This window comes from Ensifer sp. 1H6 (assembly GCF_001976035.1).
Classification (GTDB): domain Bacteria; phylum Pseudomonadota; class Alphaproteobacteria; order Rhizobiales; family Rhizobiaceae; genus Ensifer; species Ensifer canadensis.
This window is the reverse complement of sequence record NZ_MOAI01000037.1, coordinates 36621-58945: the sequence shown is the minus strand read 5'-3', so window position 1 is coordinate 58945 and position 22325 is coordinate 36621. Positions and strand designations below refer to the sequence as shown.

23 protein-coding genes are annotated in these 22325 nt (G+C 59.5%); 11 read left to right on the top strand and 12 right to left on the bottom strand.

Annotation, left to right across the window (positions count from 1 at the left end):
- Positions 1-349, bottom strand: a 349-nt coding sequence (locus tag BKP54_RS30195) for an aldehyde dehydrogenase family protein (RefSeq protein WP_128090532.1), incomplete at its 3' end; no start/stop codon positions are given.
- Positions 350-625: 276 nt separating this feature from the next.
- On the opposite strand from BKP54_RS30195, the gene BKP54_RS30190 reads away from it, so the two are divergent.
- Positions 626-1222 carry a nitroreductase family protein gene (locus tag BKP54_RS30190; RefSeq protein WP_025425315.1) on the top strand — a complete coding sequence of 199 codons (597 nt, stop codon included), beginning with the start codon at positions 626-628 and terminating at the stop codon, positions 1220-1222.
- A gap of 166 nt (positions 1223-1388) precedes the next feature.
- Here the strand turns inward: BKP54_RS30190 and gyrB are convergent, their stop codons facing one another.
- From gyrB to BKP54_RS30165, 5 genes are all read right to left on the bottom strand, one after another.
- On the bottom strand, positions 1389-3824 hold the full coding sequence (gene gyrB / locus BKP54_RS30185; protein WP_057206475.1) for a DNA topoisomerase (ATP-hydrolyzing) subunit B: 2436 nt from the start codon (positions 3822-3824) through the stop codon (positions 1389-1391).
- A 135-nt stretch (positions 3825-3959) separates the two neighbouring features.
- On the bottom strand, positions 3960-4337 hold the full coding sequence (locus tag BKP54_RS30180) for a helix-turn-helix transcriptional regulator (protein ID WP_025425313.1): 378 nt from the start codon (positions 4335-4337) through the stop codon (positions 3960-3962).
- The gene (locus BKP54_RS30175) at positions 4334-4903 is read right to left on the bottom strand and encodes a Smr/MutS family protein (protein WP_025425312.1); all 570 of its coding nucleotides are present in this window, start codon (positions 4901-4903) and stop codon (positions 4334-4336) included. The genes BKP54_RS30180 and BKP54_RS30175 overlap by 4 nt, the downstream gene beginning before the upstream one ends.
- A complete protein-coding gene (locus BKP54_RS30170; protein WP_025425311.1) occupies positions 4896-6002 on the bottom strand; it encodes a murein transglycosylase A in 1107 nt (368 codons plus the stop codon). The genes BKP54_RS30175 and BKP54_RS30170 overlap by 8 nt, the downstream gene beginning before the upstream one ends.
- Positions 6003-6017: 15 nt before the next feature.
- The gene (locus BKP54_RS30165) at positions 6018-6722 is read right to left on the bottom strand and encodes a Tim44/TimA family putative adaptor protein (protein ID WP_025425310.1); all 705 of its coding nucleotides are present in this window, start codon (positions 6720-6722) and stop codon (positions 6018-6020) included.
- A 130-nt stretch (positions 6723-6852) separates the two neighbouring features.
- Between BKP54_RS30165 and BKP54_RS30160 the strand changes: the two genes are divergently transcribed.
- The gene (locus tag BKP54_RS30160) at positions 6853-7359 is read left to right on the top strand and encodes an FxsA family protein (protein ID WP_025425309.1); all 507 of its coding nucleotides are present in this window, start codon (positions 6853-6855) and stop codon (positions 7357-7359) included.
- Positions 7360-7439: 80 nt separating this feature from the next.
- Positions 7440-7943 (top strand): protein-export chaperone SecB, encoded by a 504-nt coding sequence (gene secB, locus BKP54_RS30155; RefSeq protein ID WP_025425308.1) that lies wholly within the window; start codon positions 7440-7442, stop codon positions 7941-7943.
- A 57-nt stretch (positions 7944-8000) separates the two neighbouring features.
- On the opposite strand, the gene dnaQ is transcribed toward secB, so the two are convergent.
- The 5 genes from dnaQ to BKP54_RS30130 are packed head-to-tail and all read right to left on the bottom strand — an operon-like array spanning position 8001 to position 11602.
- Positions 8001-8708 (bottom strand): DNA polymerase III subunit epsilon, encoded by a 708-nt coding sequence (gene dnaQ / locus BKP54_RS30150; protein WP_025425307.1) that lies wholly within the window; start codon positions 8706-8708, stop codon positions 8001-8003.
- The gene (coaE, locus tag BKP54_RS30145) at positions 8701-9300 is read right to left on the bottom strand and encodes a dephospho-CoA kinase (protein WP_025425306.1); all 600 of its coding nucleotides are present in this window, start codon (positions 9298-9300) and stop codon (positions 8701-8703) included. Before coaE ends, dnaQ begins: the two co-directional genes overlap by 8 nt.
- Positions 9297-10157, bottom strand: coding sequence for a shikimate dehydrogenase (locus BKP54_RS30140; protein ID WP_025425305.1), 861 nt, complete (start codon positions 10155-10157; stop codon positions 9297-9299). The genes coaE and BKP54_RS30140 overlap by 4 nt, the downstream gene beginning before the upstream one ends.
- Positions 10150-10749 (bottom strand): Maf-like protein, encoded by a 600-nt coding sequence (locus tag BKP54_RS30135; protein WP_025425304.1) that lies wholly within the window; start codon positions 10747-10749, stop codon positions 10150-10152. The genes BKP54_RS30140 and BKP54_RS30135 overlap by 8 nt, the downstream gene beginning before the upstream one ends.
- A gap of 31 nt (positions 10750-10780) precedes the next feature.
- Positions 10781-11602 (bottom strand): pyruvate, water dikinase regulatory protein, encoded by an 822-nt coding sequence (locus BKP54_RS30130; RefSeq protein WP_025425303.1) that lies wholly within the window; start codon positions 11600-11602, stop codon positions 10781-10783.
- A gap of 406 nt (positions 11603-12008) precedes the next feature.
- Between BKP54_RS30130 and hemE the strand changes: the two genes are divergently transcribed.
- From hemE to BKP54_RS30090, 8 genes are all read left to right on the top strand, one after another.
- Positions 12009-13040: a uroporphyrinogen decarboxylase gene (gene hemE, locus BKP54_RS30125; protein ID WP_025425302.1), complete on the top strand. Its 1032-nt coding sequence runs from the start codon at positions 12009-12011 to the stop codon at positions 13038-13040.
- Positions 13037-13579 carry a protoporphyrinogen oxidase HemJ gene (hemJ, locus tag BKP54_RS30120; RefSeq protein ID WP_107028047.1) on the top strand — a complete coding sequence of 181 codons (543 nt, stop codon included), beginning with the start codon at positions 13037-13039 and terminating at the stop codon, positions 13577-13579. Before hemE ends, hemJ begins: the two co-directional genes overlap by 4 nt.
- A gap of 191 nt (positions 13580-13770) precedes the next feature.
- Positions 13771-15036 (top strand): transcription termination factor Rho, encoded by a 1266-nt coding sequence (rho, locus tag BKP54_RS30115; RefSeq protein ID WP_025425300.1) that lies wholly within the window; start codon positions 13771-13773, stop codon positions 15034-15036.
- A 404-nt stretch (positions 15037-15440) separates the two neighbouring features.
- Positions 15441-16766 carry a tRNA uridine-5-carboxymethylaminomethyl(34) synthesis GTPase MnmE gene (mnmE, locus tag BKP54_RS30110; protein WP_025425299.1) on the top strand — a complete coding sequence of 442 codons (1326 nt, stop codon included), beginning with the start codon at positions 15441-15443 and terminating at the stop codon, positions 16764-16766.
- Positions 16767-16861: 95 nt separating this feature from the next.
- Complete coding sequence (mnmG, locus tag BKP54_RS30105; protein WP_057225774.1) at positions 16862-18745, top strand: tRNA uridine-5-carboxymethylaminomethyl(34) synthesis enzyme MnmG; 1884 nt, start codon at positions 16862-16864, stop codon at positions 18743-18745.
- Positions 18742-19383: a 16S rRNA (guanine(527)-N(7))-methyltransferase RsmG gene (rsmG, locus tag BKP54_RS30100; protein ID WP_025425297.1), complete on the top strand. Its 642-nt coding sequence runs from the start codon at positions 18742-18744 to the stop codon at positions 19381-19383. Before mnmG ends, rsmG begins: the two co-directional genes overlap by 4 nt.
- 15 nt (positions 19384-19398) lie before the next feature.
- The gene (locus tag BKP54_RS30095) at positions 19399-20193 is read left to right on the top strand and encodes a ParA family protein (RefSeq protein WP_025425296.1); all 795 of its coding nucleotides are present in this window, start codon (positions 19399-19401) and stop codon (positions 20191-20193) included.
- Between the two features lie 35 nt (positions 20194-20228).
- Positions 20229-21116 (top strand): ParB/RepB/Spo0J family partition protein, encoded by an 888-nt coding sequence (locus BKP54_RS30090; RefSeq protein ID WP_025425295.1) that lies wholly within the window; start codon positions 20229-20231, stop codon positions 21114-21116.
- A 153-nt stretch (positions 21117-21269) separates the two neighbouring features.
- Here the strand turns inward: BKP54_RS30090 and holA are convergent, their stop codons facing one another.
- Positions 21270-22304, bottom strand: a complete 1035-nt coding sequence (holA, locus tag BKP54_RS30085) for a DNA polymerase III subunit delta (protein ID WP_057225776.1) — start codon at positions 22302-22304, stop codon at positions 21270-21272.
- Positions 22305-22325 lie beyond the last annotated feature (21 nt).

The following is a 22325-nucleotide window of genomic DNA, read 5'->3' as shown; positions in this document are numbered from 1 at the left end:
CGACGAAGCTGGCGCCATAGACGATTTCGCCGGTCGCCTCTGCCAGCGGCTTGCCCTGTTCGAGCGTGAGGATGCGGCCGAGATCGTCCTTGTTCTCGATCATCAGCTCAAACCAGCGGCGAAGCACACCGGCGCGATCCTTGGCGGTGCGGGCAGCCCAACCCTTCTGCGCCAGACGCGCCGCTTCGATTGCCGCCTTGGTTTCCTTGCCTCCAAGCTTCGGTACGCGGCCGACGAGTTCGCCCGTTGCCGGGTTCACCACATCGATCGCATTGGCGGCATCCGCTTCGATCCATTCGCCGCCAATCAAGGCAGCCTGGCGAAACAGTGACGGGTCCTTAAAAGTCATCGCGCGTCCTCTCTCAGAAAAATCTACAGAACTTATACAACTTTTTTATCGATCTCGACAATCACCCGAAACGCCGTTTCTGCATATTCCGTTTTAGCACCGGATCGGGCCGACAAAAGGACCGACGATCCGCGCGCAAAGCCGGTTTCATCGCTCCTCGATCCCATGTAGCGTCCGCAGCGAATCTCGCCCTACGTCTCGCTAACGACGGCAATCGTCATCGACGGCGGCGCGCTCCTCCCACGGGATTCCCGATACGATAAAAGAGGTATGTTCATGACGGAAAGCAATCACAGAACCGCCGACCACCCGATCGACACCATGTTCCTGAAACGCTGGTCGCCACGTGCGTTCACCCAGGAGGAGATCAGCGAAGAAGAACTGCTCTCACTGCTCGAAGCCGCCCGCTGGGCACCCTCGGCGAGCAACAGCCAACCCTGGCGGTTCGTCTATGCCCGCCGCGGCACCGAGCATTTCGCGCGCCTGCTGGATATTCTCAACGAGAGCAATCAGCGCTGGGCGAAGCATGCCGCAGCCCTGGTGATCGTTATCTCCAAGACGCACACGCAGGCAGCCACCGGCGAGATGCGGGCCGCCTACACCCATGCCTTCGACACCGGCGCCGCCTGGTTCAGCCTTGCGCTCCAGACAACCGCTGCCGGCTGGCACGCGCATGCAATGGCGGGCATTGATCGCGACAAGGCGATGACGAGCCTTGGCGTGCCCGCGCACTACCGGGTCGAGGCGGCGGTAGCAATCGGCCGGCTTGCCGACCCCTCGACGCTTCCGGACGATCTGCGTGAGCGGGAAAAGCCGAGCCAACGCAAGCCGCTTGCCGAACTGGCCTTCGAAGGCCGGTTCAAGGGGGAATAGAGCCTTTCCAAGAAAGGTGCGGAACGGTCTTCCGCCAGGAAGTGCGCAAAAACAAAGAGATAGAGCGTTTCTGCGTCTCAGTTTAAGCCGGAGACACTCCAGACAAAAAAGATCCCGGTGCCTTGCGGCACCGGGATCATTAGAAGTGCGGCTGATCGTATTGCGATCAGATATCGAGGTTGGCGACGCTCAGCGCGTTTTCCTGGATGAAGTCGCGGCGCGGCTCGACCTCGTCGCCCATCAGGCGCGAGAACAGGCCATCCGCGTCCGTCGCGTCGTTCACCCGAACCTGCAGCAGCGAACGCACGTTCGGATCGAGCGTCGTCTCCCAGAGCTGCTCGGCATTCATCTCGCCAAGACCCTTGTAACGCTGCATCGACAGACCCTTGCGGCCTGCTGCGAAGATTGCATCCAGAAGCGCGCGCGGGCCGCTGATATCTTGCCCACCATCGCGGCGGCGAAGCACCGGAGGCGCGGAATAGATCTCCTTGAGCTTCGATGTCAGCTGGTCGATGTGGCGGGCGTCGGACGAGCCGATCAGCGCCATATCGAGGATGGCGACTTCCTTGACGCCACGAACCATGCGTTCAAGCTTGAGACCGCCTTCGGCGGTGACCGCTCCGGTCCAGCCGCGTTCAGTCTCTTCGGCGATCACATCAAGCCTGCGCGCCACTTCGATCGCGACCTGCTCGTATTGTTCGCGCTGGCCGTTGAGTTCGACATTCAAGGCGCCGGCAATGGCTGCCTGTTCGACAATCGAACGATTGTAGCGCGAGTGAAGACCATCCATCAGGTTACGCACGCGCAACGCATCGTTGATGACTTCGCGCAGGTCCTGACCGGCGCGAACCTCACCGGAAGCAAGCTCCAGCGTAGCTTCCTCGAGGCCCATCGAGATCAGGTAATCTTCCAGCGCCTGCTCGTTTTTCAGGTACTGGGCGGACTTGCCGCGCGTCACCTTATAAAGCGGTGGCTGGGCAATATAGAGGTGGCCGCGCTCGATCAGCTCCGGCATCTGCCGGAAGAAGAAGGTGAGCAGCAGGGTGCGGATGTGGGCGCCGTCGACGTCGGCGTCCGTCATGATGATGATCTTGTGGTAGCGCAGCTTGTCGGCGTTGAACTCGTCTTTACCGATCGATGTGCCGAGCGCGGTGATCAGCGTGCCGATTTCCTGGCTCGAAAGCATCTTGTCGAAACGCGCGCGTTCGACGTTCAGGATCTTGCCACGCAGCGGCAGGATCGCCTGGTTTTCGCGCGAGCGTCCCTGCTTGGCCGAACCGCCTGCCGAATCACCCTCCACCAGGAAGACTTCGGATTTTGCCGGATCGCGTTCGGAGCAGTCCGCCAACTTGCCCGGCAGCGAGGAGATGTCGAGCGCGCCCTTGCGGCGCGTCAGTTCGCGTGCCTTGCGCGCCGCCTCGCGTGCGGCGGCCGCTTCGACGACCTTGCCGACAAGGATCTTGGCGTCGGAGGGATGCTCCTCCAGCCAGGTGCTCAAGGCTTCGTTGACGAGGCTTTCGACCACCGGACGAACTTCCGAGGAAACCAGCTTGTCCTTGGTCTGCGATGAGAACTTCGGATCCGGCACCTTGACCGAGAGAACGGCGGTCAGGCCTTCGCGGCAGTCGTCGCCGGTCAGCGTGACCTTTTCCTTCTTGGTGATACCAGAGCTTTCGCCATAGGAGGTGATCTGCCGGGTCAGCGCACCGCGGAAACCGGCCATGTGCGTGCCGCCGTCGCGTTGCGGAATGTTGTTGGTGAAGCAGAGCACGTTCTCGTGGTAGCTGTCGTTCCACCACATCGCGACTTCGACGGTGATACCGTCCTTTTCGCCGCGGATCGAAACCGGCTTCTGCACGAGCGGCTTCTTGGCCCGGTCGAGATAGGCAACGAAGGCTTCAAGGCCGCCGTCATACATCATCTCGTCCTGGCGCACGTCCGAATGGCGCTTGTCGGTCAGGACGATGCGCACGCCGGAATTCAGGAAGGCGAGTTCGCGCAGGCGATGCTCGAGCGTGCCGTAGTCGAAGTCCGTCTTGGTAAAGGTGTCTGTGCTCGGCAGGAACGTCACTTCGGTGCCGGTATCGGTGCCGGCGTCGCCGATCACCTTCAGCGGGCTGTCAGCCACGCCGTGGGTGAAGCTCATCTCATGGATCTTGCCCGCACGGCGGATCTTCAACCGCAGCATGACGGACAGCGCGTTGACCACCGAAACGCCAACGCCGTGCAGACCGCCGGAAACCTTGTAGGAATTCTGGTCGAACTTACCGCCGGCGTGGAGTTGCGTCATGATGACCTCGGCCGCCGAGACGCCCTCTTCCTTGTGGATGTCGGTCGGGATGCCGCGGCCGTTGTCGGTTACCGTCACCGAGCCGTCGGCATTGAGCGTCACCGTGACGATATCGGCGTGGCCTGCGAGAGCCTCGTCGATGGCGTTGTCGACCACCTCGTACACCATGTGATGCAGACCGGAGCCGTCGTCGGTGTCGCCGATATACATGCCCGGCCGCTTGCGTACGGCATCCAGGCCCTTCAACACCTTGATGGAGTCGGCACCATATTCGGCGGCGGCGCCGGTATCGGTTTCAGGAATATCGGTCATTCGGCTTCGGGTCTTTCCAGGTTCTTCGGACGGGGTGATTCGTTGCGAATCACGTCTCGGACGCCTCGCGGACTATAGAAAATTTGTCCACGGTTCCAAATCCCGGACCGCGCGCAGCGGCCGGAAAACAGCTGTTCATCCCCTGTCATTAGCAGGAAATGTGGCTTTTTCCAAAACATCTTCCAGGGCGCGGATCGTGTCGATGGACAAATAGCGGATTTGCCCTCTCAAGCGGTTGGCGAAGGCCGTGTATTCCGGCGCCAGCCCGGACGTATCCAGCACCACTTTCGGCGCGGAGACCTGGGCGATCTGGAACAATTCCTCGGCATCGTCCCAGATGACATTGAAATAGCCGGCGACCCTTTGCAGAAAATCGAAGCTCGGCGCGCCGCGCTTTCCATGTTCGAGCGCTGAGAGATAGGCGGCAGAGACGCCGATCGCCGCGGCCATCTGCTTCTGCGACACCCCCTTCTTGCGCCGCAACGCGCGCACCGCCACGCCAAAGGGGGTCACGTCGTGCTTCCCTTGCTGCGCGCCAGGCGGACATACAGCGCACCATCGCCGCCATGATTGCGGGCCGCGGGCTCGTAGCTCGAGATCAATGGCCGGAACTCCGGCAGCGAGAACCAGAGCGGCACGGCACGCTTCAAGGCGCCGTCGCTGCCGATCGACGTTCCCTTGCCGGTGATGACAAGAACGTGGCGCAGCCCGCGCTCATGCGCTCTCAAAAGAAAATGCAGGAGGAAGCCATGGGCCTCGCTCTGGATCATGCCGTGGAGATCGATCCGCGCTTCAAGCGCGAGGTGCCCCTTCGACAGCTTGCGCTTGACCGGCTTTTCAAGCGGATAGTGGTGTCTGCCGTTCGCGGTCTTGCTGAGGGCAATTCCCTGCTGGTCGTCGGCACCACTCGGCGAGGCCGTGGCCTGCGTCTTCTGCGGCTCGTCCTTGGGCTCGGCCGGAACATCCTCGCCGAGGAATTCCCGGAGATCGTCGAGACGGCCAGGCATGGGCCTGGTCGTGCGTGCCACCTTTCCCCAGAGGATCCGCTCTTCGGCCGAAAGCTTCTTGCCCCTAGCCATTGCCGTATCTTGCCGCGGCCGCACGAGGGATGAAGATGTAGAAATCGGCTTCGTTGCGAACCGCACCCGCAAGCTCGCCCGCCCTGTCACCGGATCCGGTGAAGATGTCGCCGCGGGCCGGGCCGACGATCGCCGATCCGGTGTCAAGCGCCAGCATCAGCCGCCGAAACGGCCGCCCGGCATCGAGACGCGTCAGGCTGTCGCTTGAGATGAAAAACGGCACGCCGAAGGTATGGATCAGCCGATCGACGGCAAGCGATCGTCCCGGCTCCAGCGAAACCTTGGCGGCAGCGACCGGCCCCAGCCGCTCGTCTTCGACGTCCGCCTCGCGGAAAAAGATGAAGGAACGATTGTGCCAAAGTACCTCGTCGATCTTATCCGGATTGGCGGCGAGCCAACCCCGGATGCTCATCATCGACACGGTGGCGGCATCGATCTCGCCGCGATCGATCAGCAGCTTTCCGATCGGGGAAAAATAATGACCGGTCTTGGCGGCATAGGTGATGCGCCGGCGCGAACCGTCGGGATAGACGAGCCGGGCAGCACCCTGGACGTGGACGAAGAACACATCGACCTTGGATCTGGCATAGGCAATCTCCAGACCGCGCCCCGCCAGAAAGCCCTCATCGATCGCGCGACGGTCGGGATATTCGCCAACCACGCCGTCATGCAGCCGGCCGAAGGCGAAATAGGGATCCATATCGGCCGGCCGGTTGGTGTCGTCGACGTCGACGAGATCGATTGGGCGCCGATAGATCGGATAGCGGAAGACTTCGTCGGGTGTCGCTCGCACGTCGATCTCGGGCTCGTAGAACGCCGTCACGAAACCGGTCTTGGCGTTTTCCGGCCTGATCCTGAAGGCGACGAACTGTTGCTCGAAGAATGCGCGGGCTGCAGCCGCGTCGGCAACATCTGCGCTTGCAGCCGAAAACGCGGGCACCAAATCATCGACAGAAATGCCCAGCGAACCGGTGCGGTAAGGCTTTGCCGTCGAGACATGGTGGTGACAGCGGCGCAGCGCGTCGATCACCGCCGTTGGATCGTCGTCCTGCCACCCCGGTAGATCGGAGAAGGTGACAGGCTCAAGTCGAAGCGTCATGGTCGCCCCTTCCGATCAGTTTTCGGATTCGGTAGCGATCAGCTTCCAATTCGGATCACGTGAACGAATGTCGCGCGAGAAAGTCCAGAGATCGTTGACTTCGGCCACCGACTCCGCGTCTCCATCGATGATGGCGCCCTGCTTGTCGTAGGTCGCCGAGATCAACTGGCTGACGATCCGGACCGTGATGTTTTCTTCGCTGTCCTTGACCTCGGCGTGGATGATGTCGGCCTTCTCGATGCCGACGAAGGTAGATTTCACCACCTCGCCCTTGCGCTCGCGCTCGGCAATCGCGGCGTCGAAGCCTTCATAGACCTCGCGCGACAACAGGTTCTTCAGCGTCTTTCGGTCGCCGTCGGCAAAAGCCATAACGATCATCTCGTAGGCCATCTTCGCCCCGTTGACGAACTCCTTCGGGTCGAAGCCGGTGTCGGCGTCGGTCAACGAACGGAGCTGATCGTTGAGCGGCGTCCCCGCCTTGGCAAAGGCGTCAATCGCGGCATAGCGGGCCGAATCGTCCTCGACATTGTCGCGGCGCGGCAGCTGGACGACCTTGCCATTGTCGGCCTTTTCAGGCCCCTGACTCATGTCTCTCGGAGAATAGGGATCAAACGGTGGCCGCTCGCTGCCGGTCCGGCGACCGAGAACGCTGCGCAACTGCAGGAAAATGACCACTGCGGCGATCAAGAAAAAAAACGTGATGAAGTCGAAAGAGCCCATTTCCACCTGAAACCGCTGTTAGAATTTCTCGTAGCTATTCCATATAGTCCGCAAGGATAGATCATTCAAACAGCGTTGTCGCACCCTTAGATCGGAGGTGACGATGCGAAGACCCTTTCAGGCACCGCTAATGCGCTCAATGTTAATTCCCCTGGTCGTTCTTGGACTGCCCCTTGCCGAGATTGCCGGCTTCGTCATCGTCGGCCGCGAAATCGGCCTGGCGATGACGCTGCTGCTCGTTCTGTCGAGCGCAATCGCCGGGGTCGTCCTCCTTCGCTTCCAGGGTTTCGCCATGATCAGGCGCATGCAGGAAGCAACGCGCACTGGCAGCGATCCCGGCCGCGAGGTCCTCGGCGGTGCCTTGATGTTCGTCGCAGCCCTGTTGTTGATCGTGCCCGGCTTCATCAGCGACATCTTCGGTCTGTTTTTATTTGTGCCGCCTGTCCGGCAGGCCGTGGCCGGCTATCTGAGGTCAAAAATGACGATTGTAACCGCTGCCTCGAGCCAGTCCTGGCGCGGACCGAGCCATTCACCGGAAGAGCGCGCCCAACCGCGCGTCATCGACCTTGGCGAAGGCGAGTTCTCAAGGACCGATGATGACGAACCAAACCCGTCCGAAGAGCGCCGGCGGCAATAGCAAAGGCCTGTGGCGCAGGGTTGTAAGCCCTATGACGAAATGCTAGATGGCCTCACCGAATTGAAGTCGAGGAAACCCTTATGACGACTGATACCGCATCCAACGGCAACGGCAGCGCGCAGCAGAGCCCGTCGCTCAACATCCTCGCCCAGTATGTCAAGGATCTCTCGTTCGAGAACCCGGGCGCACCGCGTTCGCTGCAGGCCCGTGACAATGCGCCGTCGATCAACATCAACGTCAACGTCAACGCCAATCCGCTTGCCGAGAACGATTTCGATGTCGTTCTCTCGCTGAACGCGGAAGCCAAGGACGGTGAGCGCGTTCTGTTCAACGTCGAACTTTCCTACGGCGGCGTTTTCCGTGTTGCCGGCTTCCCGCAGGAACACATGCTGCCGCTGCTGTTCATCGAATGCCCGCGCCTGCTGTTCCCGTTCGCGCGCCAGATCGTTGCCGACGCGACCCGCAACGGCGGCTTCCCGCCGCTGATGATCGACCCGATCGATTTCGCTCAGATGTTCGCCCAGCGCATGGCCGAAGAAAAGGTCCGTTCTCAGGTGTCGAACACCAACGAGACCGCCAACTGATCTTGTTCGGTCTGGATCGCAATTATTAGTAAAAAGCCCGGTCGAGCCGGGCTTTTTTCATTCCTGCAGATCGTATTTGGCCCAGATTGCCTTGGGCCCCAGCTTCGCAACCAGCGCGGCATGAGCCTCCTCATCCGCTTCGGACAATCGGTTCGGCAAAGGCCTTGGGCGCTGCGCAATGACGATCGGCGCATCGTCGTGTGCGACGGTTTGTCCCGCGACCTTGTTGCTCGACACCAGACCCAAGGCGGCCTGACGACCGCCGAGCATCTCGATATAGACTTCTGCAAGAAGCTCGGAGTCGAGAAGCGCGCCGTGCTTGGCGCGATGAGAATTGTCGATGCCGTAACGACGGCAAAGCGCATCGAGCGAGTTCGGGCCCATCGGGTGCTTCCGGCGAGCAAGCGCTAGCGTATCCGTCACCCGTTCGCCGGCAATGACCGGCAACCCGATGCGACCGAATTCGGCATTAATGAAGCCCATGTCGAAGGTGGCATTGTGCGCCACCCAGCGGGCATCGCCGAAGAAGTCGAGGATCTGCTGGGCAACATCGGCAAAAGGCGGCTTGTCCTTCAGGAAATCATCGGTGATGCCGTGAATGGCAAGCGCATCCGGATGAACCTTGCGATTGCCGGGATTGACGAAGATATGCAGCGTACGGCCGGTCGGAAACTGGTTTTCCAGCTCGACGCCACCGATTTCGATCACCCTGTCCTCGCGATTGTCGAGGCCGGTCGTTTCCGTATCGAAAATGATCTCACGCATCGGGCGCTCCATTCGTGGTGAGGTCATCGACGATCGCCCTCACCTGTTGGCGTGTGTTGTCGAAGCTGTCGCTGGTATCGATGATATAGTCGGCGCGTTCACGCTTCTGACTGTCCGGCACCTGACGCGCCAGGATCATAGCAAATTTCTCTTCAGTCATGCCGGGGCGTTTCATCGCTCGCTCTCTTTGAATCTCGGGCGCGCAGCTAACCACGACCACTTTATCGACCCGCGCCTCGGCGCCCGTCTCGAACAACAACGGAATATCGAGCACGACGAAGGGCACCTCAGCCGCAGCATTCCTGTCGAGGAACTCGCGTTCTTTCTGGCGAACGAGCGGATGCACGATGTTTTCGAGTTCGCGTAGCCTTTCCGGTGTTGCCAACAACTGGCGGGACAGTTCGGCGCGATCGATCGCCCCGTCCCTGACTGTTCCCGGAAAGGCGGCTTCGACCAGTGCGACGGCTTCGCCGCGATAAAGCGCGTGCACCACTTCATCGGCGTCGTTGACCGGCACCCCGAACTCGCGGAACATCTGCGCCGTTGTCGACTTGCCCATTGCCATCGATCCGGTCAATCCGACAATCATCATGCGTGCGTCCCCATATCATCGATGACGAGTTGCCGGAGGTTAGCGTCGACCACGGGCCGGCGGCCGAACCAGAGCTCGAAACCAGGCGCAGCCTGGTGCAGCAGCATGCCAAGTCCATCGACGATGGCGTAGCCCTGCTCCTCCGCCTGGCGAAGCAAAGGCGTCTTCAACGGGACATAGACGATATCGGTGACCACCGCACCCCTGGCCATGACGGTGAAATCGATCTGCGGTGCATCCTGTCCATCCATGCCGAGAGACGTGGTGTTGATGAAGAGGCCAGCGCCGGTCATCACCTCGTTCAATGCCTCCATCGGATGCGCATGCACGGCCGACCCGAAACGGTCGGACAACTCCTGAGCCCTCGCCACCGTGCGATTGACGACATGGATGGTGCTAATGCCCCGGTCGCGCACGGCCTGGATGACGGCGCGGCTGGCGCCACCGGCACCGAGCACAACCGCGGTCGAACATTGGTCCCAGCCGGCCGCCCGTTCGTCAAGATTGGCAACGAACCCTTGGCCATCGGTGTTGGTGGCATGGACTTCGCCGGCCTCGAGCCAAAGCGTATTGGCGGCGCCGAGTTCCAGACAGAGATCGTCAGGGCGATCTGCCAACCGATGGGCGACTTCCTTGTGCGGGATGGTGACGTTGCCGCCGCAAAAACCTGATGTGCCTTGCTTCAGCTCTGCGATGAAGGCCGAGAAATCGGCCGGCTTCACCTCGTGCGCGCGGTAGCTGCCGTCTATCCCGAGCTGTTTCAGCCAATAGCCGTGGATCAATGGCGACCTGGAATGCTTGATCGGATAACCGGTGACGAAGGCGTGGTTAACAAATGTTTCACGTGAATCACGCATCGATCGTTCCCAATTCCCGAAGTTTTGCGAGCAGCGGCAGCATCGGAAGACCGAGGATGGTGAAATAGTCACCATCGATCTTGTCGAACAGCTGGATGCCCTCACCCTCCAGCTGGTAGGCGCCGACACTGGACAGGGCCTTGCTGCCGACACGCTGCAGATGGCGATCGACGAATTCCGGCGTCAGTGTGCGCACTGACATATTTGCGGACGAGACATGGCGCCAAAGGATCTCATCGCCGCGCAAGAGGACAATCGCGCTGTTCAGGCGATGGGTCTTGCCGGAGAGCGACAACAGATGCTGTCCGGCTTCGACCATGTCCTTCGGTTTGTGATAGACACGCTGGCCGAGCGACATGGTCTGGTCGGAACCGATCACCAATGCCTCGGGAAAATGCCGGGCGACATCCCTCGCCTTGGCTTCGGCCAGCCTCATCGCGACATCTTCAGGAACTGCACCTTCTTCCTCAAGTGGTTTTTCAAGCGCCCGCTCGTCGATCTCGGCGGCGCGTGCGGTAAACACCAAGCCGGCATTTTCCAGAAGCGCGCGACGGAACGGGCTTGCTGAAGCCAGAACGAGTGAAGGTGTCATCATCGAAGTTCCCGAATTGTTCGGATTCGCTCTATCGCAGCCGCGGACGCAGGGCAACAATTGCGGCGGCGGTTTCCTCGATCGAGCGGCGGGTGACGTCGATGAGCGGCCAGTTGTTGCGCGCGCAAAGCGCGCGGGCATATTTCAGCTCCTCGGCGATCGCTGCCCTATCGGTATATTGATCGCCGTGAAAGCCTTGCGTGGTGCCAAGCACCCGATGCTGACGAACTTGGGAAATGCGGTCGGCGGTCGCAATCAGGCCGACGACCAGTGGCTTGGTTGCCGCCATCAGCCGATCGGGAAGCGGCACGCCCGGGACGATCGGAATATTGGCCGTCTTTATGCCGCGGTTGGCGAGGTAGATGGATGTCGGCGTCTTCGATGTTCGGCTGATGCCGATTAACACCACATCGGCATCATCGAAATCGGCCGGCAGCTGACCATCATCATGGTCCATGGTGAAATTCAACGCATCGATCCGCGCGAAGTAATCGGCATCCATCACGTGCTGCGCGCCGGAACGGCGTCGCGACGGCGAGCCGAGATAGGACTGAAACAGTTCGATGATCGGATCGAGCACGGAGACGCACGGCACGCCCATCTCGCGACAGCGCTGATCAATGATATCAGCCAGCTCGCGATCGACGATCGTATAAAGCACGATGCCGGGGGCGCCATCGATCGCATCGAGAACCTGCAGCAACTGCCGGCGATTCCTGATCAGCGGATAGACATGCTCGAGCGCATGCGACGCCTGGAATTGCGCCGCTGCCGCCCGCCCCGCAGCGATCAAGGTCTCCCCCGTCGAATCGGAGATCAGATGCAGGTGGAAGTAGTTTTTCTTGTTCTCCACGCAATTCTCCGGGTGCTGTTGATAAACCGGGATAAAAGAGGCTACCGGCGCCGCGACGGCCGAGGCAAGGGGAAAACTGCCGACTTATTCACAATTGGTGCGACGCCGAAGAAAGCTTCGCGGGGGATGTGGACAAGACTCACAGCAATGACAAAGTGTCACGCGTTTCGACTCATTGTCCACAGCAAATCGCTTTCTCTCAAAGACGGCAATCCTCTGATTCAAATCGGATTTTTGCACTTATCCACGAAATGCATTCATGACCGCTGCTCTGCTTCCCACTCGGATTAATCCGATCGGGTGGCCGTGGATGAACTGTGGCCATCTTTTAATCCTTGATACCCACCGACTCTAAGAAATAGAAAGAGTCTAAATATCTTTGTTTATATATTAGGAGAGACCATCCGTGGCCGAGACACGAAGGAAAGTTCTGGAGGTTTTGGAGGGGAAGACGGTCAGTCCTCCTCCCGTCTGGCTCATGCGCCAGGCCGGCCGGTACCTTCCCGAATATCGAGCAACGCGTGCCGTCGCCGGAAGTTTCCTCGATCTCTGTTACACGCCTGATCTCGCTGTCGAAGTGACGCTTCAACCGATCCGTCGTTATGCTTTTGACGCAGCCATTCTTTTTTCCGACATCCTCGTCATCCCGGACGCGCTGAAGCGCAACGTTCGCTTTGAGGAAGGCCATGGTCCGAGAATGGATCCGATCGACGTTGATGGCATCGATGCTCTGAAGGCTGACGGTATCTCCAATCACCTGAAACCGGTCTTCGAAACGGTATCGCGTTTGCGTGGGGAACTTCCGGCGGAGACGACGCTGCTCGGATTTTGCGGTGCGCCCTGGACCGTTGCGACCTACATGATCGCTGGTCAGGGAACACCGGATCAGGCCCCTGCCCGGCTGTTCGCTTACCAGAACCCGGAAGCCTTCGAACGGCTTTTGACGTTCCTGGCCGATGTGTCGGCGGACTATCTGGTCGAGCAGATCGATGCCGGCGCCGATGCGGTACAGATTTTCGACTCCTGGGCTGGCGTTCTGGGCGAAGAGGAATTCGAACGATTTGCCGTCAAGCCGGTCGCGCGAATCATCGCTTCGGTGCGGACGCGACGTCCGCAGGCCAAGATCATTGCCTTTGCCAAGGGCGCAGGGCTTCTCCTGAAGCATTATCGCCAGAAGACGGGTGCCGATGCCATCGGGCTCGATTGGACCGTCCCACTGTCCTTTGCTGTCGATTTGCAGAAGGACGGACCGGTGCAGGGTAACCTTGATCCGATGCGGGTCGTTTCCGGCGGTGCCGCCCTCGAGCAGGGCATAGATCGTATTCTCGATGCGCTCGGCAACGGACCGCTCATTTTCAACCTCGGTCACGGGATTACGCCGCAGGCCGATCCGGAGAACGTCTCGGCGCTGGTGTCGCGCGTTCGCGGAGCACGCTGATGGATGAACGCCAGAGGGATCGCGGTCCAGGCAACAGGGCGCGGGTCAGAGCAATGATTGCGCTTGGCGGTTTTGCCGCGTCGCTCATCGGGCTTTTCGTCTGGCAGCCCGACAGCCTCTATCTCTGGATCAAGGCGCTACACGTGATTGCGGTGATGTCGTGGATGGCAGCGCTGCTCTACATGCCGCGCCTGTTCATCTACCACACCGACGCAGCACCCGGTTCCGAACAGTCCGAAACCTTCAAAATGATGGAACAGCGGTTGCTGACGGTCATCATGAACCCGGCGATGATGATCTCCTGGGTGCTCGGGCTTTACCTCGCCTGGAGCGTCTACGACTTCCAGGGCGGCTGGCTTCACGCCAAGCTGCTATTCGTGGTGATGCTGACCGTCGTGCACATGCGCTTCAGCCGGGCGGTTCGGGCGTTCCAGCGGGACGAAAATCGCCGCACGGCACGCTACTGGCGGTTGATGAACGAAGCCCCGACGCTGCTGATGATCCTGATCGTCATCATGGTCGTGGTGAAGCCGTTTTGAATTTTAACGATTGCTAATTGTAATAGTTCTCGCTAATTTTCGTCAGCCCCTTGCGGCGTTTCACGTGAATCGCTATTTTCTCCCATCTCCTCTTCATGGCTTGTGACAAAGACCAGAGCCTGCCCCTCCTGCCGCAGCTCCCTTCAGAAAACACGCCGTCTTTCCATTCCCAGACGAAACATGGATCCTTCATGGCTGAAATGAAGCTACAAGAACTTAAGAACAAGACGCCGACCGATCTTCTGGCCTTTGCCGAAGAGCTCGAGGTGGAAAATGCGAGCACCATGCGCAAGCAGGAGCTGATGTTCGCAATCCTCAAGATGCTCGCCTCCCAGGATATCGAAATCATCGGTGAAGGCGTCGTCGAGGTTCTGCAGGACGGATTCGGCTTTCTGCGCTCTGCCAATGCCAACTACCTTCCCGGCCCGGACGATATCTACATCTCCCCCTCCCAGATCCGCCGCTTCTCGCTGAAGACCGGCGACACGGTCGAGGGACCGATCCGCGGACCGAAGGAAGGCGAACGCTACTTCGCGCTGCTGAAAGTCAACACCATCAATTTCGACGATCCCGAAAAGATCCGTCACAAGGTTCACTTCGACAACCTGACGCCGCTCTATCCAAACGAGCGCTTCAAGATGGAACTCGATATCCCGACGTCGAAGGACCTTTCTGCTCGGGTGATCGACCTGGTCGCGCCGCTCGGCAAGGGCCAGCGCGGTCTGATCGTCGCTCCGCCGCGCACCGGTAAGACCGTTCTCCTGCAGAACATCGCCCACTCGATCACCGCAAACCATCCGGAATGTTACCTGATCGTTCTGTTGATCGACGAACGGCCGGAAGAAGTCACCGACATGCAGCGCTCCGTGAAGGGCGAAGTGGTTTCCTCTACCTTTGACGAGCCGGCGACGCGCCACGTGCAAGTCGCCGAAATGGTGATCGAAAAGGCAAAGCGCCTGGTCGAGCACGGCCGCGACGTCGTGATCCTGCTCGATTCCATCACCCGCCTCGGTCGCGCCTATAACACCGTTGTTCCTTCATCCGGCAAGGTTCTGACCGGTGGTGTCGACGCCAACGCCCTGCAGCGCCCGAAGCGCTTCTTTGGTGCCGCCCGCAACATCGAAGAAGGTGGTTCGCTGACCATCATCGCCACGGCGCTGATCGATACCGGCAGCCGCATGGACGAAGTCATCTTCGAAGAGTTCAAGGGTACCGGCAACTCGGAAATCGTGCTCGACCGCAAGGTCGCCGACAAGCGCATCTTCCCGGCGATGGACATTCTCAAGTCCGGCACGCGTAAGGAAGACCTGCTGGTTCCACGCCAGGATCTGCAGAAGATCTTCGTTCTTCGCCGGATTCTGGCCCCGATGGGTACCACCGACGCGATCGAGTTCCTCATCGACAAGCTGAAGCAGACAAAGAACAACGGCGACTTCTTCGACTCGATGAACACCTGATACGGCCGAACGCCGATATCGTGATTGAGACCGGGCAGGTGATCTTGCCCGGTCTCTTTATTTCCAGCGATCACGTTGATTAGCCGGATTCAACGATGGACCGGCTTCCTCGGCGAGCCTTTCGATTCGCTATCGCAATGATCTTGGATCCCCTCATCCGGTGTCGCCTTCTGTCAGTTCAGTGATTCACGTGAAACACATTCGGGCGATCCCGCGGCTAAGGCTTGATCTTCTCCCGACTATTCGGCATAAGCTCGCAACCGCTCGACACCTCTGTGAACGCCGGGAACGCCGACTAACGCGTTTCATTCAGCTATCAATATGAGGCCGCCTCACCCGCCGGAACTTGTTTCCGGCGCAGGCGTGCGTAGAGCAGGAACTCTCTTTGGATCTCAGGTGACACGATGCCATCGGTGGATACGATATACGCGCTTTCCAGCGGGGCGTTGCCAGCCGGCGTAGCGGTGATCAGGATAAGCGGACCAGAAACAAACGCTGTCCTGAAGTCATTGTGTGGTGCCGTCCCTGAGCCGCGTTTGGCGTCACTGAAATCGATTCGCTCTCGCAACGGTTTCATGATCGATAGCGGCCTGATCATCTACTTCCGCGGCCCGGCCTCGTTTACAGGGGAAGACTGTGCCGAGTTGCACGTGCATGGCAGCCGTGCCGTTGTTCAAATGCTGCTGCATGAGTTGTCTGGCTTTGCGGGGCTGCGCCACGCTGAGGCCGGCGAGTTTTCACGGCGAGCCTTCCATAACGGCAAGATGGATCTTGTCGAGATTGAGGGCTTGTCGGATCTGATCGCTGCGGAGACCGAGATGCAGCGTCGTCTGGCGCTGGAGCATTCCGCCGGCGGCCAGTCTAAGGTCTATGACGATTGGGCCAAGCGTCTGACCCATGCGCGCGCGATGATCGAGGCGGAGCTCGATTTCGCCGATGAGGAGGACGTGCCGGGCTCGGTCAGTGACCGGATCTGGAAAGATATGGAATTGCTGCGTCGCGAGATCGACGCGCACATTGCCCAGGCGCCGATTGGCGAAATCATCCGGGATGGCCTGAAGATCGTCATTGCCGGCGAACCCAACGCCGGCAAGTCCAGCCTGCTCAATGCCTTGGCAAAACGTGATATCGCGATCGTGACAGAGATAGCCGGAACGACGCGCGATGTGCTTTCCGTCGACCTTTCATTAGCCGGATTCTCCGTCAAGTTGTTCGATACTGCCGGGCTGCGCGAGACCGACGAGACGGTGGAGCGTGAAGGTATTCGCCGCGCTCGCGATGTAATTGCAAACGCCGACCTTGTGCTGCTTCTTTCCGAAAACACAGAAGGTTTTAACACCCTTGACGACCTCGCTCTTACGGCTGTGCCGGTCTTGCGGGTCGCAACCAAGATCGACCGAGCCGGCAGCGATACCATTCCGGGCGCCGAGGTTTCGATTTCGACCACAACGGGTGCGGGGATGGACCAGCTCTTGAACGTCATATCGGGCTATCTACCTGATTTGTCTGGGGTTACCGCCCTCTCTATCCCCTCCAGACGCAGGCATGTTGACGCCTTGCGCCAAGCCAGCATTGCGCTTGCGGAAAGTTTGCGCCTGAACCAAGACGGCCTGGATATACGCGCTGAGCTGCTTCGTGTCGCAGGGGATGCAATCGGACGCATCACCGGGCGTGTGGATGTTGAAAACCTGTTGGATGTGATATTTTCCGAATTCTGTATCGGTAAATGATGTTCGACTAAAACAATACAACGCTAGCGAGTCATGCGAAGTGTTTCACGTGAAACGATTCGAATCCGGAACGCGTTTGATCGGAGATGATAAAAATGGTCCATTTTGACGTTATCGTCATTGGTGGAGGTCATGCCGGCTGCGAGGCTGCGGCGGCGGCCGCGCGCCTCGGTGCACGCACCGCTCTGATTACCCATAAGGCGTCGACCATTGGCGTGATGTCGTGCAACCCGGCGATTGGGGGTCTAGGCAAAGGCCACCTCGTGCGTGAGATCGATGCGCTTGATGGCTTGATGGGTCGCATCGCCGATGCGGCTGGAATTCAGTTTCGCCTGCTCAATCGGCGCAAGGGGCCGGCTGTTCGTGGCCCACGTACCCAAGCCGACCGGCGACTCTATCGCGAAGCCATGCAGCGAGAGATTGACGCCATTGAAAACCTGACCGTGATCGAAGGTGATGCTTTCGACCTTCTTGAACAGGACAGCAAGATTGCCGGCGTGGTGATGAAGGATGGCAGATCCTTTGCTGCGGCGGCGGTGGTGCTGACGACCGGGACCTTTCTAAAGGGACTGATCCATATCGGCGACCAGAAGATACCGGCGGGTCGTATTGGCGAAGAGCCGTCGCTTGGCCTCTCCGCCACCTTGGCGCGCTACGGCCTTCGTTTGGGACGGTTGAAGACGGGGACGCCAGCACGCCTGGACGGCAAGACTATTGATTGGGATCGCGTCGGACGCCAGGGGCCTGACGAAGATCCGGTGCCCTTCTCCTTCATGACCGATCGGATCGTCAACCGACAGATCGACTGCGGTGTGACCCGAACCACCGAAGCCACGCATAAGATCATTGCCGACAATATCGGCAAGTCGGCGATGTATTCCGGTCAGATCGAAGGTGTCGGTCCGCGCTACTGCCCCTCGATCGAGGATAAGATCGTTCGCTTTGGCGAACGGGACGGTCACCAGATCTTCCTTGAACCGGAAGGCCTGGACGATGATACCGTCTATCCCAACGGCATTTCGACATCCTTGCCGGCAGACGTTCAAGACGCGTTTATTCGCACAATCCCCGGCCTTGAGAGTGTCGTGATCCTCCAGCCGGGTTACGCGATCGAATACGATCACGTCGATCCGCGTGAGCTTGATGCGACGCTGGCGGTGCGCAAGATGCCGGGCTTGTTCCTCGCCGGCCAGATCAATGGCACCACGGGCTATGAAGAGGCCGGGGCACAAGGCCTGGTCGCCGGCTTGAATGCTGCCAAGGCAGCGACGGGGCGCGAAGCCGTCATCTTCAGCCGCACCGATTCCTATATCGGCGTGATGGTCGACGACCTGACCTCTCGGGGTATTACCGAACCCTATCGCATGTTCACGTCACGCGCCGAATACCGATTGTCCCTGCGTGCCGACAATGCAGACGTGCGCCTGACACCGAAGGCAATCGAAATCGGTTGCGTGTCTGAAGCGCGGCAGGCGCGCTTTGTCGAATGGAAGGCGCAGTTTGACAGCGGTCGGGCATTGCTCAAGCAATTGTCGGTGACGCCGGCAGAAGGCAACCGTCATGGACTCAAACTGAACCAGGATGGCCAGCGGCGAACGGCGTTCGAAATCCTATCCTATCCTGACCAGAGTGTTGGTGCCTTGCTGATCCTGTGGCCCGAGTTGAAAGACATTCCGTCCGCGGTGGTGGAGGCACTCGAAATCGATGCTGCCTATGCCGTCTATATGGACCGCCAGGCATCGGACATTGCTGGCATCCGCCGCGAAGAGGATTTAGCGATTCCAAGCGATTTTGACTTTTCGGCATTAGCTGGTCTATCGAATGAGCTGAAGCAGAAGTTGACGCTGCAGGCGCCGCGGAATCTGGCCCAGGCGCTGAAGGTCGATGGGATGACCCCGGCCGCCGCCTCGTTGATCTTGGCTTGGTTGAAACGAATGAGTCGTTCCGCGGAACGGGAAGAAAAGGTAAGTGCGCAATGAAAACGAGTCCCTTCGCTGGCTTGAACGGACTGCGTGTTTCACGTGAAACGAAGGAACGACTAGAGCACTTCGCAGCGCTGTTTCAGAAATGGGCGAAGTTCATCAATCTGATTGCTCCGTCGACGCTCGACGACCTGTGGCGGCGGCATATCGTCGATAGTCTACAATTGGCGCAACTTGCGCCGGGTCCGAAGACCTGGGTCGATCTCGGTAGCGGTGGTGGATTTCCCGGAGTGATTACCGCCATCTACCTCCAGGAATTTTCCGACGGCTGGGTACATTTGATCGAGAGCAACAACAAGAAAGCCGCTTTCCTGCGCGTTGCGTTGACGGAGACCGGTGCGCGCGGATCCGTTCATCCGATTCGAATCGAAGATGCCAGCTCTGTCGCACCAAAATGCGATGCGATTTCCGCCCGTGCGCTGGCGGATCTGAGCCTACTGCTCGATTATTCATCGCCTTGGCTGACGGCCGAAGGTGGCAAAACGGTCGCCTACTTCCACAAAGGGCGGGATTACCAGCGTGAGATCGACAAAGCCGTTGGCCGCTATGCGTTTGATCTGGTAAAACACCCAAGCATCGTTGAGCCAGATTCTGTTGTGCTCGAGATCGCAAATCTTTCGCGAAGAACTCAGTGATTGGCGAGCAGAAACATGTTTGGCGCAAAAAATCGGATCATCACGATAGCGAACCAGAAGGGGGGCGTCGGCAAAACGACGACGGCGATCAATCTGGCAACGGCATTGGCCGCCATCGGCGAAAAGGTTCTGATCGTTGATCTGGACCCGCAGGGCAATGCCAGCACCGGCCTCGGCATTCAGCGCCGCGATCGCCATCTCTCCTCCTATGAATTGATGGTTGGATCGCACTCGATTGGTGAGATCGTCCAGCAGACAGTTGTGCCGAATCTGGCTATCGTGCCCTCGACGATGGATCTGCTCGGCGTCGAAATGGAAATCTCCAGGGAGGTCGATCGCGCCTTTCGTCTTCGCAAGGCCTTGGAGAGCCCCGAGGCATTGGAGTATTCATACGTTCTCGTCGACTGCCCGCCATCGTTCAATCTGCTGACGATGAACGCTATGGCTGCCGCACATTCGGTACTGGTGCCGCTTCAGTGCGAATTCTTCGCGCTGGAGGGTTTGAGCCAGTTGCTGGAGACGGTTGACCAAGTGCGCCAAACGGTCAACCCGAACCTGGACATCCAGGGTATCGTGTTGACGATGTTCGATTCTCGCAACAATCTGGCACAGCAGGTGGTGAGCGATGTCCGCACCCATCTTGGGGATAAGGTCTACCACACGCTCATTCCGCGGAATGTGCGTGTATCGGAAGCACCGTCCTATGGTAAGCCGGCCATCCTTTACGATCTGAAATGCGCAGGCAGCCAAGCCTACCTTCAACTCGCATCGGAAGTAATCCAGCGCGAGCGGCAGCGCAAAGCCGCATAATTGTTTCGGTACCGGAATTTAAATCGGGTGACACTATGAACGACGACAGCTCGAAGAGAAGGCTTGGCCGGGGACTGGCTGCATTGATCGGCGAGATGGATCAGCCGATACAGGCCGGCGCCTCCCCTGCTCCGGTTAACCCCGATCGGAAAGTGCCGATCGAGTTCGTATCGCGCAACCCGCGAAACCCGCGTCGACAGTTCGACGAAGGTGAACTGCAGGACCTCGCCAGTTCCATTCGGCAGCACGGCATCGTCCAGCCGGTCGTCGCTCGCACGATCGGCACTGACCGTTACGAGATCATCGCCGGGGAACGCCGCTGGCGTGCAGCGCAGCTCGCCGGCTTTACCGAAATTCCGGTTATCATCCGCGACGTTGACGATCGCACGGCGCTCGAAATCGCGATCGTCGAGAACGTGCAGCGGTCCGACCTTAACCCGCTCGACGAAGCGCTTGGCTACGAGCAGCTGATTGCCGAACACGGCTACACCCAGAACGATCTCGGCGAGATCATCGGCAAGAGCCGCAGCCATGTCGCCAACAGCCTGCGGCTTTTGAAGCTGCCCGAGCCGGTGCGGGACATGTTGTCAGAAGGAAGCCTGTCGGCAGGCCATGCGCGCGCGCTGATCCCGACGTCGGATCCGGCAACGCTCGCCCGCAACATCGTCGCAAAGGGTCTCTCCGTTCGCGACGCTGAGCGGCTGGCGCAGAACGATATTCGCGCCCAGAACGATCCCCACTACGCCAAGGCCGCACGTCGTGACGAGAAGGACGCCGATACGTTGGCGCTGGAGCGGACACTGTCCGACAGTCTCGGGCTTGAAGTCACCGTCAGTCACAAGGCTTCAGGCGGGCACCTCAGGATTTCCTACAAGACGCTTGATCAGCTTGAAGAGATCTGCCGCCTGCTCGAGCGCCGCTAGAGTGTTTTCGATTTAAACCGAACTACAGAAACGCTCTATCTCTTTGTTTTTACGCATTTCCTGACGGAAAACCGCTTCGCACCTTTCCTGGAAAGGCTTTAAGCGCGCTTCCAATTGCCCGATAGGCTGATTTGAGCCTGCTTTTGCGGGCTCTCAGCGTCTGGCTGACTGCACGGCAATCGCCAACAGGTTCTGCAGCACCATGCTCTCCTCGAGGCTCTGGCGCGTGCGGCTCTGATAGATCGTATTTTGAAGCCGTGTCAGTTCGCGGCGGATCGCCGGCGAAGACCAATGTCTGAGGGCTGCTTCGATGATGGGCTTGCGACGAAAATGCAGGTGCCGGCCCATGGTGGCGATAACCTGGCCGGCCTGCTGGCGGCTGGCATCCATTTCGGCGCGCATCAGATCGAGCTGCTGAAACTGCCTGAGGCACCCCTGCAAAACGAGGAAGGCGGGCGTTTTTGACGTGGTTATCTTCTGCATCGCATGCAATAGACCGTCAAGGTCACCCTTCAGGACCGCATCGACAGCATCATCAACGGAAATGGCGCTGGCATCGCCGACAATGTCGGTCACATCCGATTCGTCGACGGTGCTCTTGCCACGGCAATAGAGTGCAAGCTTGCGTACTTCGTTGCGCGATGCCAGGCGGTCGCCGCCAAGCGCTTCTATCAGCCGTTCACGTGCCGCCGGAGTAATGCCGAGTTTTTCTTCGCCCAATTCCTTGTCGATCAACGCCTGCAGGCTGCGGGCGTCGTCGCTGTAGCAGGCGATAGTCGCGATCGAACGTGCCGTCTCGGCCACCTTGCGCAGCGCCGATCCCTTCTTGAGATCACCCGCTTCGACGACAACATAGCTACCGGTCGGCGGTTCGCCGGCCAAAATCTGCAGACCATCGACCAACGCCTTCTCGTTGGCGGCTCCGCGGACCCAGATGAGCCTTTCGCCACCGAAGAGGCCGATCGAATTGACCTCGTCGAGCAACCGGCCGGGGCTCTGTTGCAGATCCCCGGCATCGAGCTTGGTGATGGAAAATGGGTCGTCGAGCGCAACGCCGCTGCGCGACGCGATCGCCTCTGCCCGCTCCGAAACCAGCCCGCGGTCTGGTCCGTAGAGGACAAAGAGGCGATAAAGTGCCGCTGACTTCTGTAGGAAAGAGTCGAATTCGTGCGACTTGACTTCGCTCATTCCGTCACCGCCTAGAGCGTT

What these genes read in the sequence shown, in the direction of transcription:
- BKP54_RS30190 (WP_025425315.1), top strand. Translation starts at nt 626, where the DNA reads ATGACGGAAAGCAATCACAGAACCGCCGACCACCCGATCGACACCATG.
- gyrB (WP_057206475.1), bottom strand. Translation starts at nt 3,824, where the DNA reads ATGACCGATATTCCTGAAACCGATACCGGCGCCGCCGCCGAATATGGT.
- BKP54_RS30175 (WP_025425312.1), bottom strand. Translation starts at nt 4,903, where the DNA reads ATGGCTAGGGGCAAGAAGCTTTCGGCCGAAGAGCGGATCCTCTGGGGA.
- BKP54_RS30170 (WP_025425311.1), bottom strand. Translation starts at nt 6,002, where the DNA reads ATGACGCTTCGACTTGAGCCTGTCACCTTCTCCGATCTACCGGGGTGG.
- BKP54_RS30165 (WP_025425310.1), bottom strand. Translation starts at nt 6,722, where the DNA reads ATGGGCTCTTTCGACTTCATCACGTTTTTTTTCTTGATCGCCGCAGTG.
- BKP54_RS30160 (WP_025425309.1), top strand. Translation starts at nt 6,853, where the DNA reads ATGCGCTCAATGTTAATTCCCCTGGTCGTTCTTGGACTGCCCCTTGCC.
- secB (WP_025425308.1), top strand. Translation starts at nt 7,440, where the DNA reads ATGACGACTGATACCGCATCCAACGGCAACGGCAGCGCGCAGCAGAGC.
- dnaQ (WP_025425307.1), bottom strand. Translation starts at nt 8,708, where the DNA reads ATGCGTGAGATCATTTTCGATACGGAAACGACCGGCCTCGACAATCGC.
- coaE (WP_025425306.1), bottom strand. Translation starts at nt 9,300, where the DNA reads ATGATGATTGTCGGATTGACCGGATCGATGGCAATGGGCAAGTCGACA.
- BKP54_RS30140 (WP_025425305.1), bottom strand. Translation starts at nt 10,157, where the DNA reads ATGCGTGATTCACGTGAAACATTTGTTAACCACGCCTTCGTCACCGGT.
- BKP54_RS30135 (WP_025425304.1), bottom strand. Translation starts at nt 10,749, where the DNA reads ATGACACCTTCACTCGTTCTGGCTTCAGCAAGCCCGTTCCGTCGCGCG.
- rho (WP_025425300.1), top strand. Translation starts at nt 13,771, where the DNA reads ATGGCTGAAATGAAGCTACAAGAACTTAAGAACAAGACGCCGACCGAT.
- mnmE (WP_025425299.1), top strand. Translation starts at nt 15,441, where the DNA reads ATGCCATCGGTGGATACGATATACGCGCTTTCCAGCGGGGCGTTGCCA.
- mnmG (WP_057225774.1), top strand. Translation starts at nt 16,862, where the DNA reads ATGGTCCATTTTGACGTTATCGTCATTGGTGGAGGTCATGCCGGCTGC.
- rsmG (WP_025425297.1), top strand. Translation starts at nt 18,742, where the DNA reads ATGAAAACGAGTCCCTTCGCTGGCTTGAACGGACTGCGTGTTTCACGT.
- BKP54_RS30095 (WP_025425296.1), top strand. Translation starts at nt 19,399, where the DNA reads ATGTTTGGCGCAAAAAATCGGATCATCACGATAGCGAACCAGAAGGGG.
- BKP54_RS30090 (WP_025425295.1), top strand. Translation starts at nt 20,229, where the DNA reads ATGAACGACGACAGCTCGAAGAGAAGGCTTGGCCGGGGACTGGCTGCA.
- holA (WP_057225776.1), bottom strand. Translation starts at nt 22,304, where the DNA reads ATGAGCGAAGTCAAGTCGCACGAATTCGACTCTTTCCTACAGAAGTCA.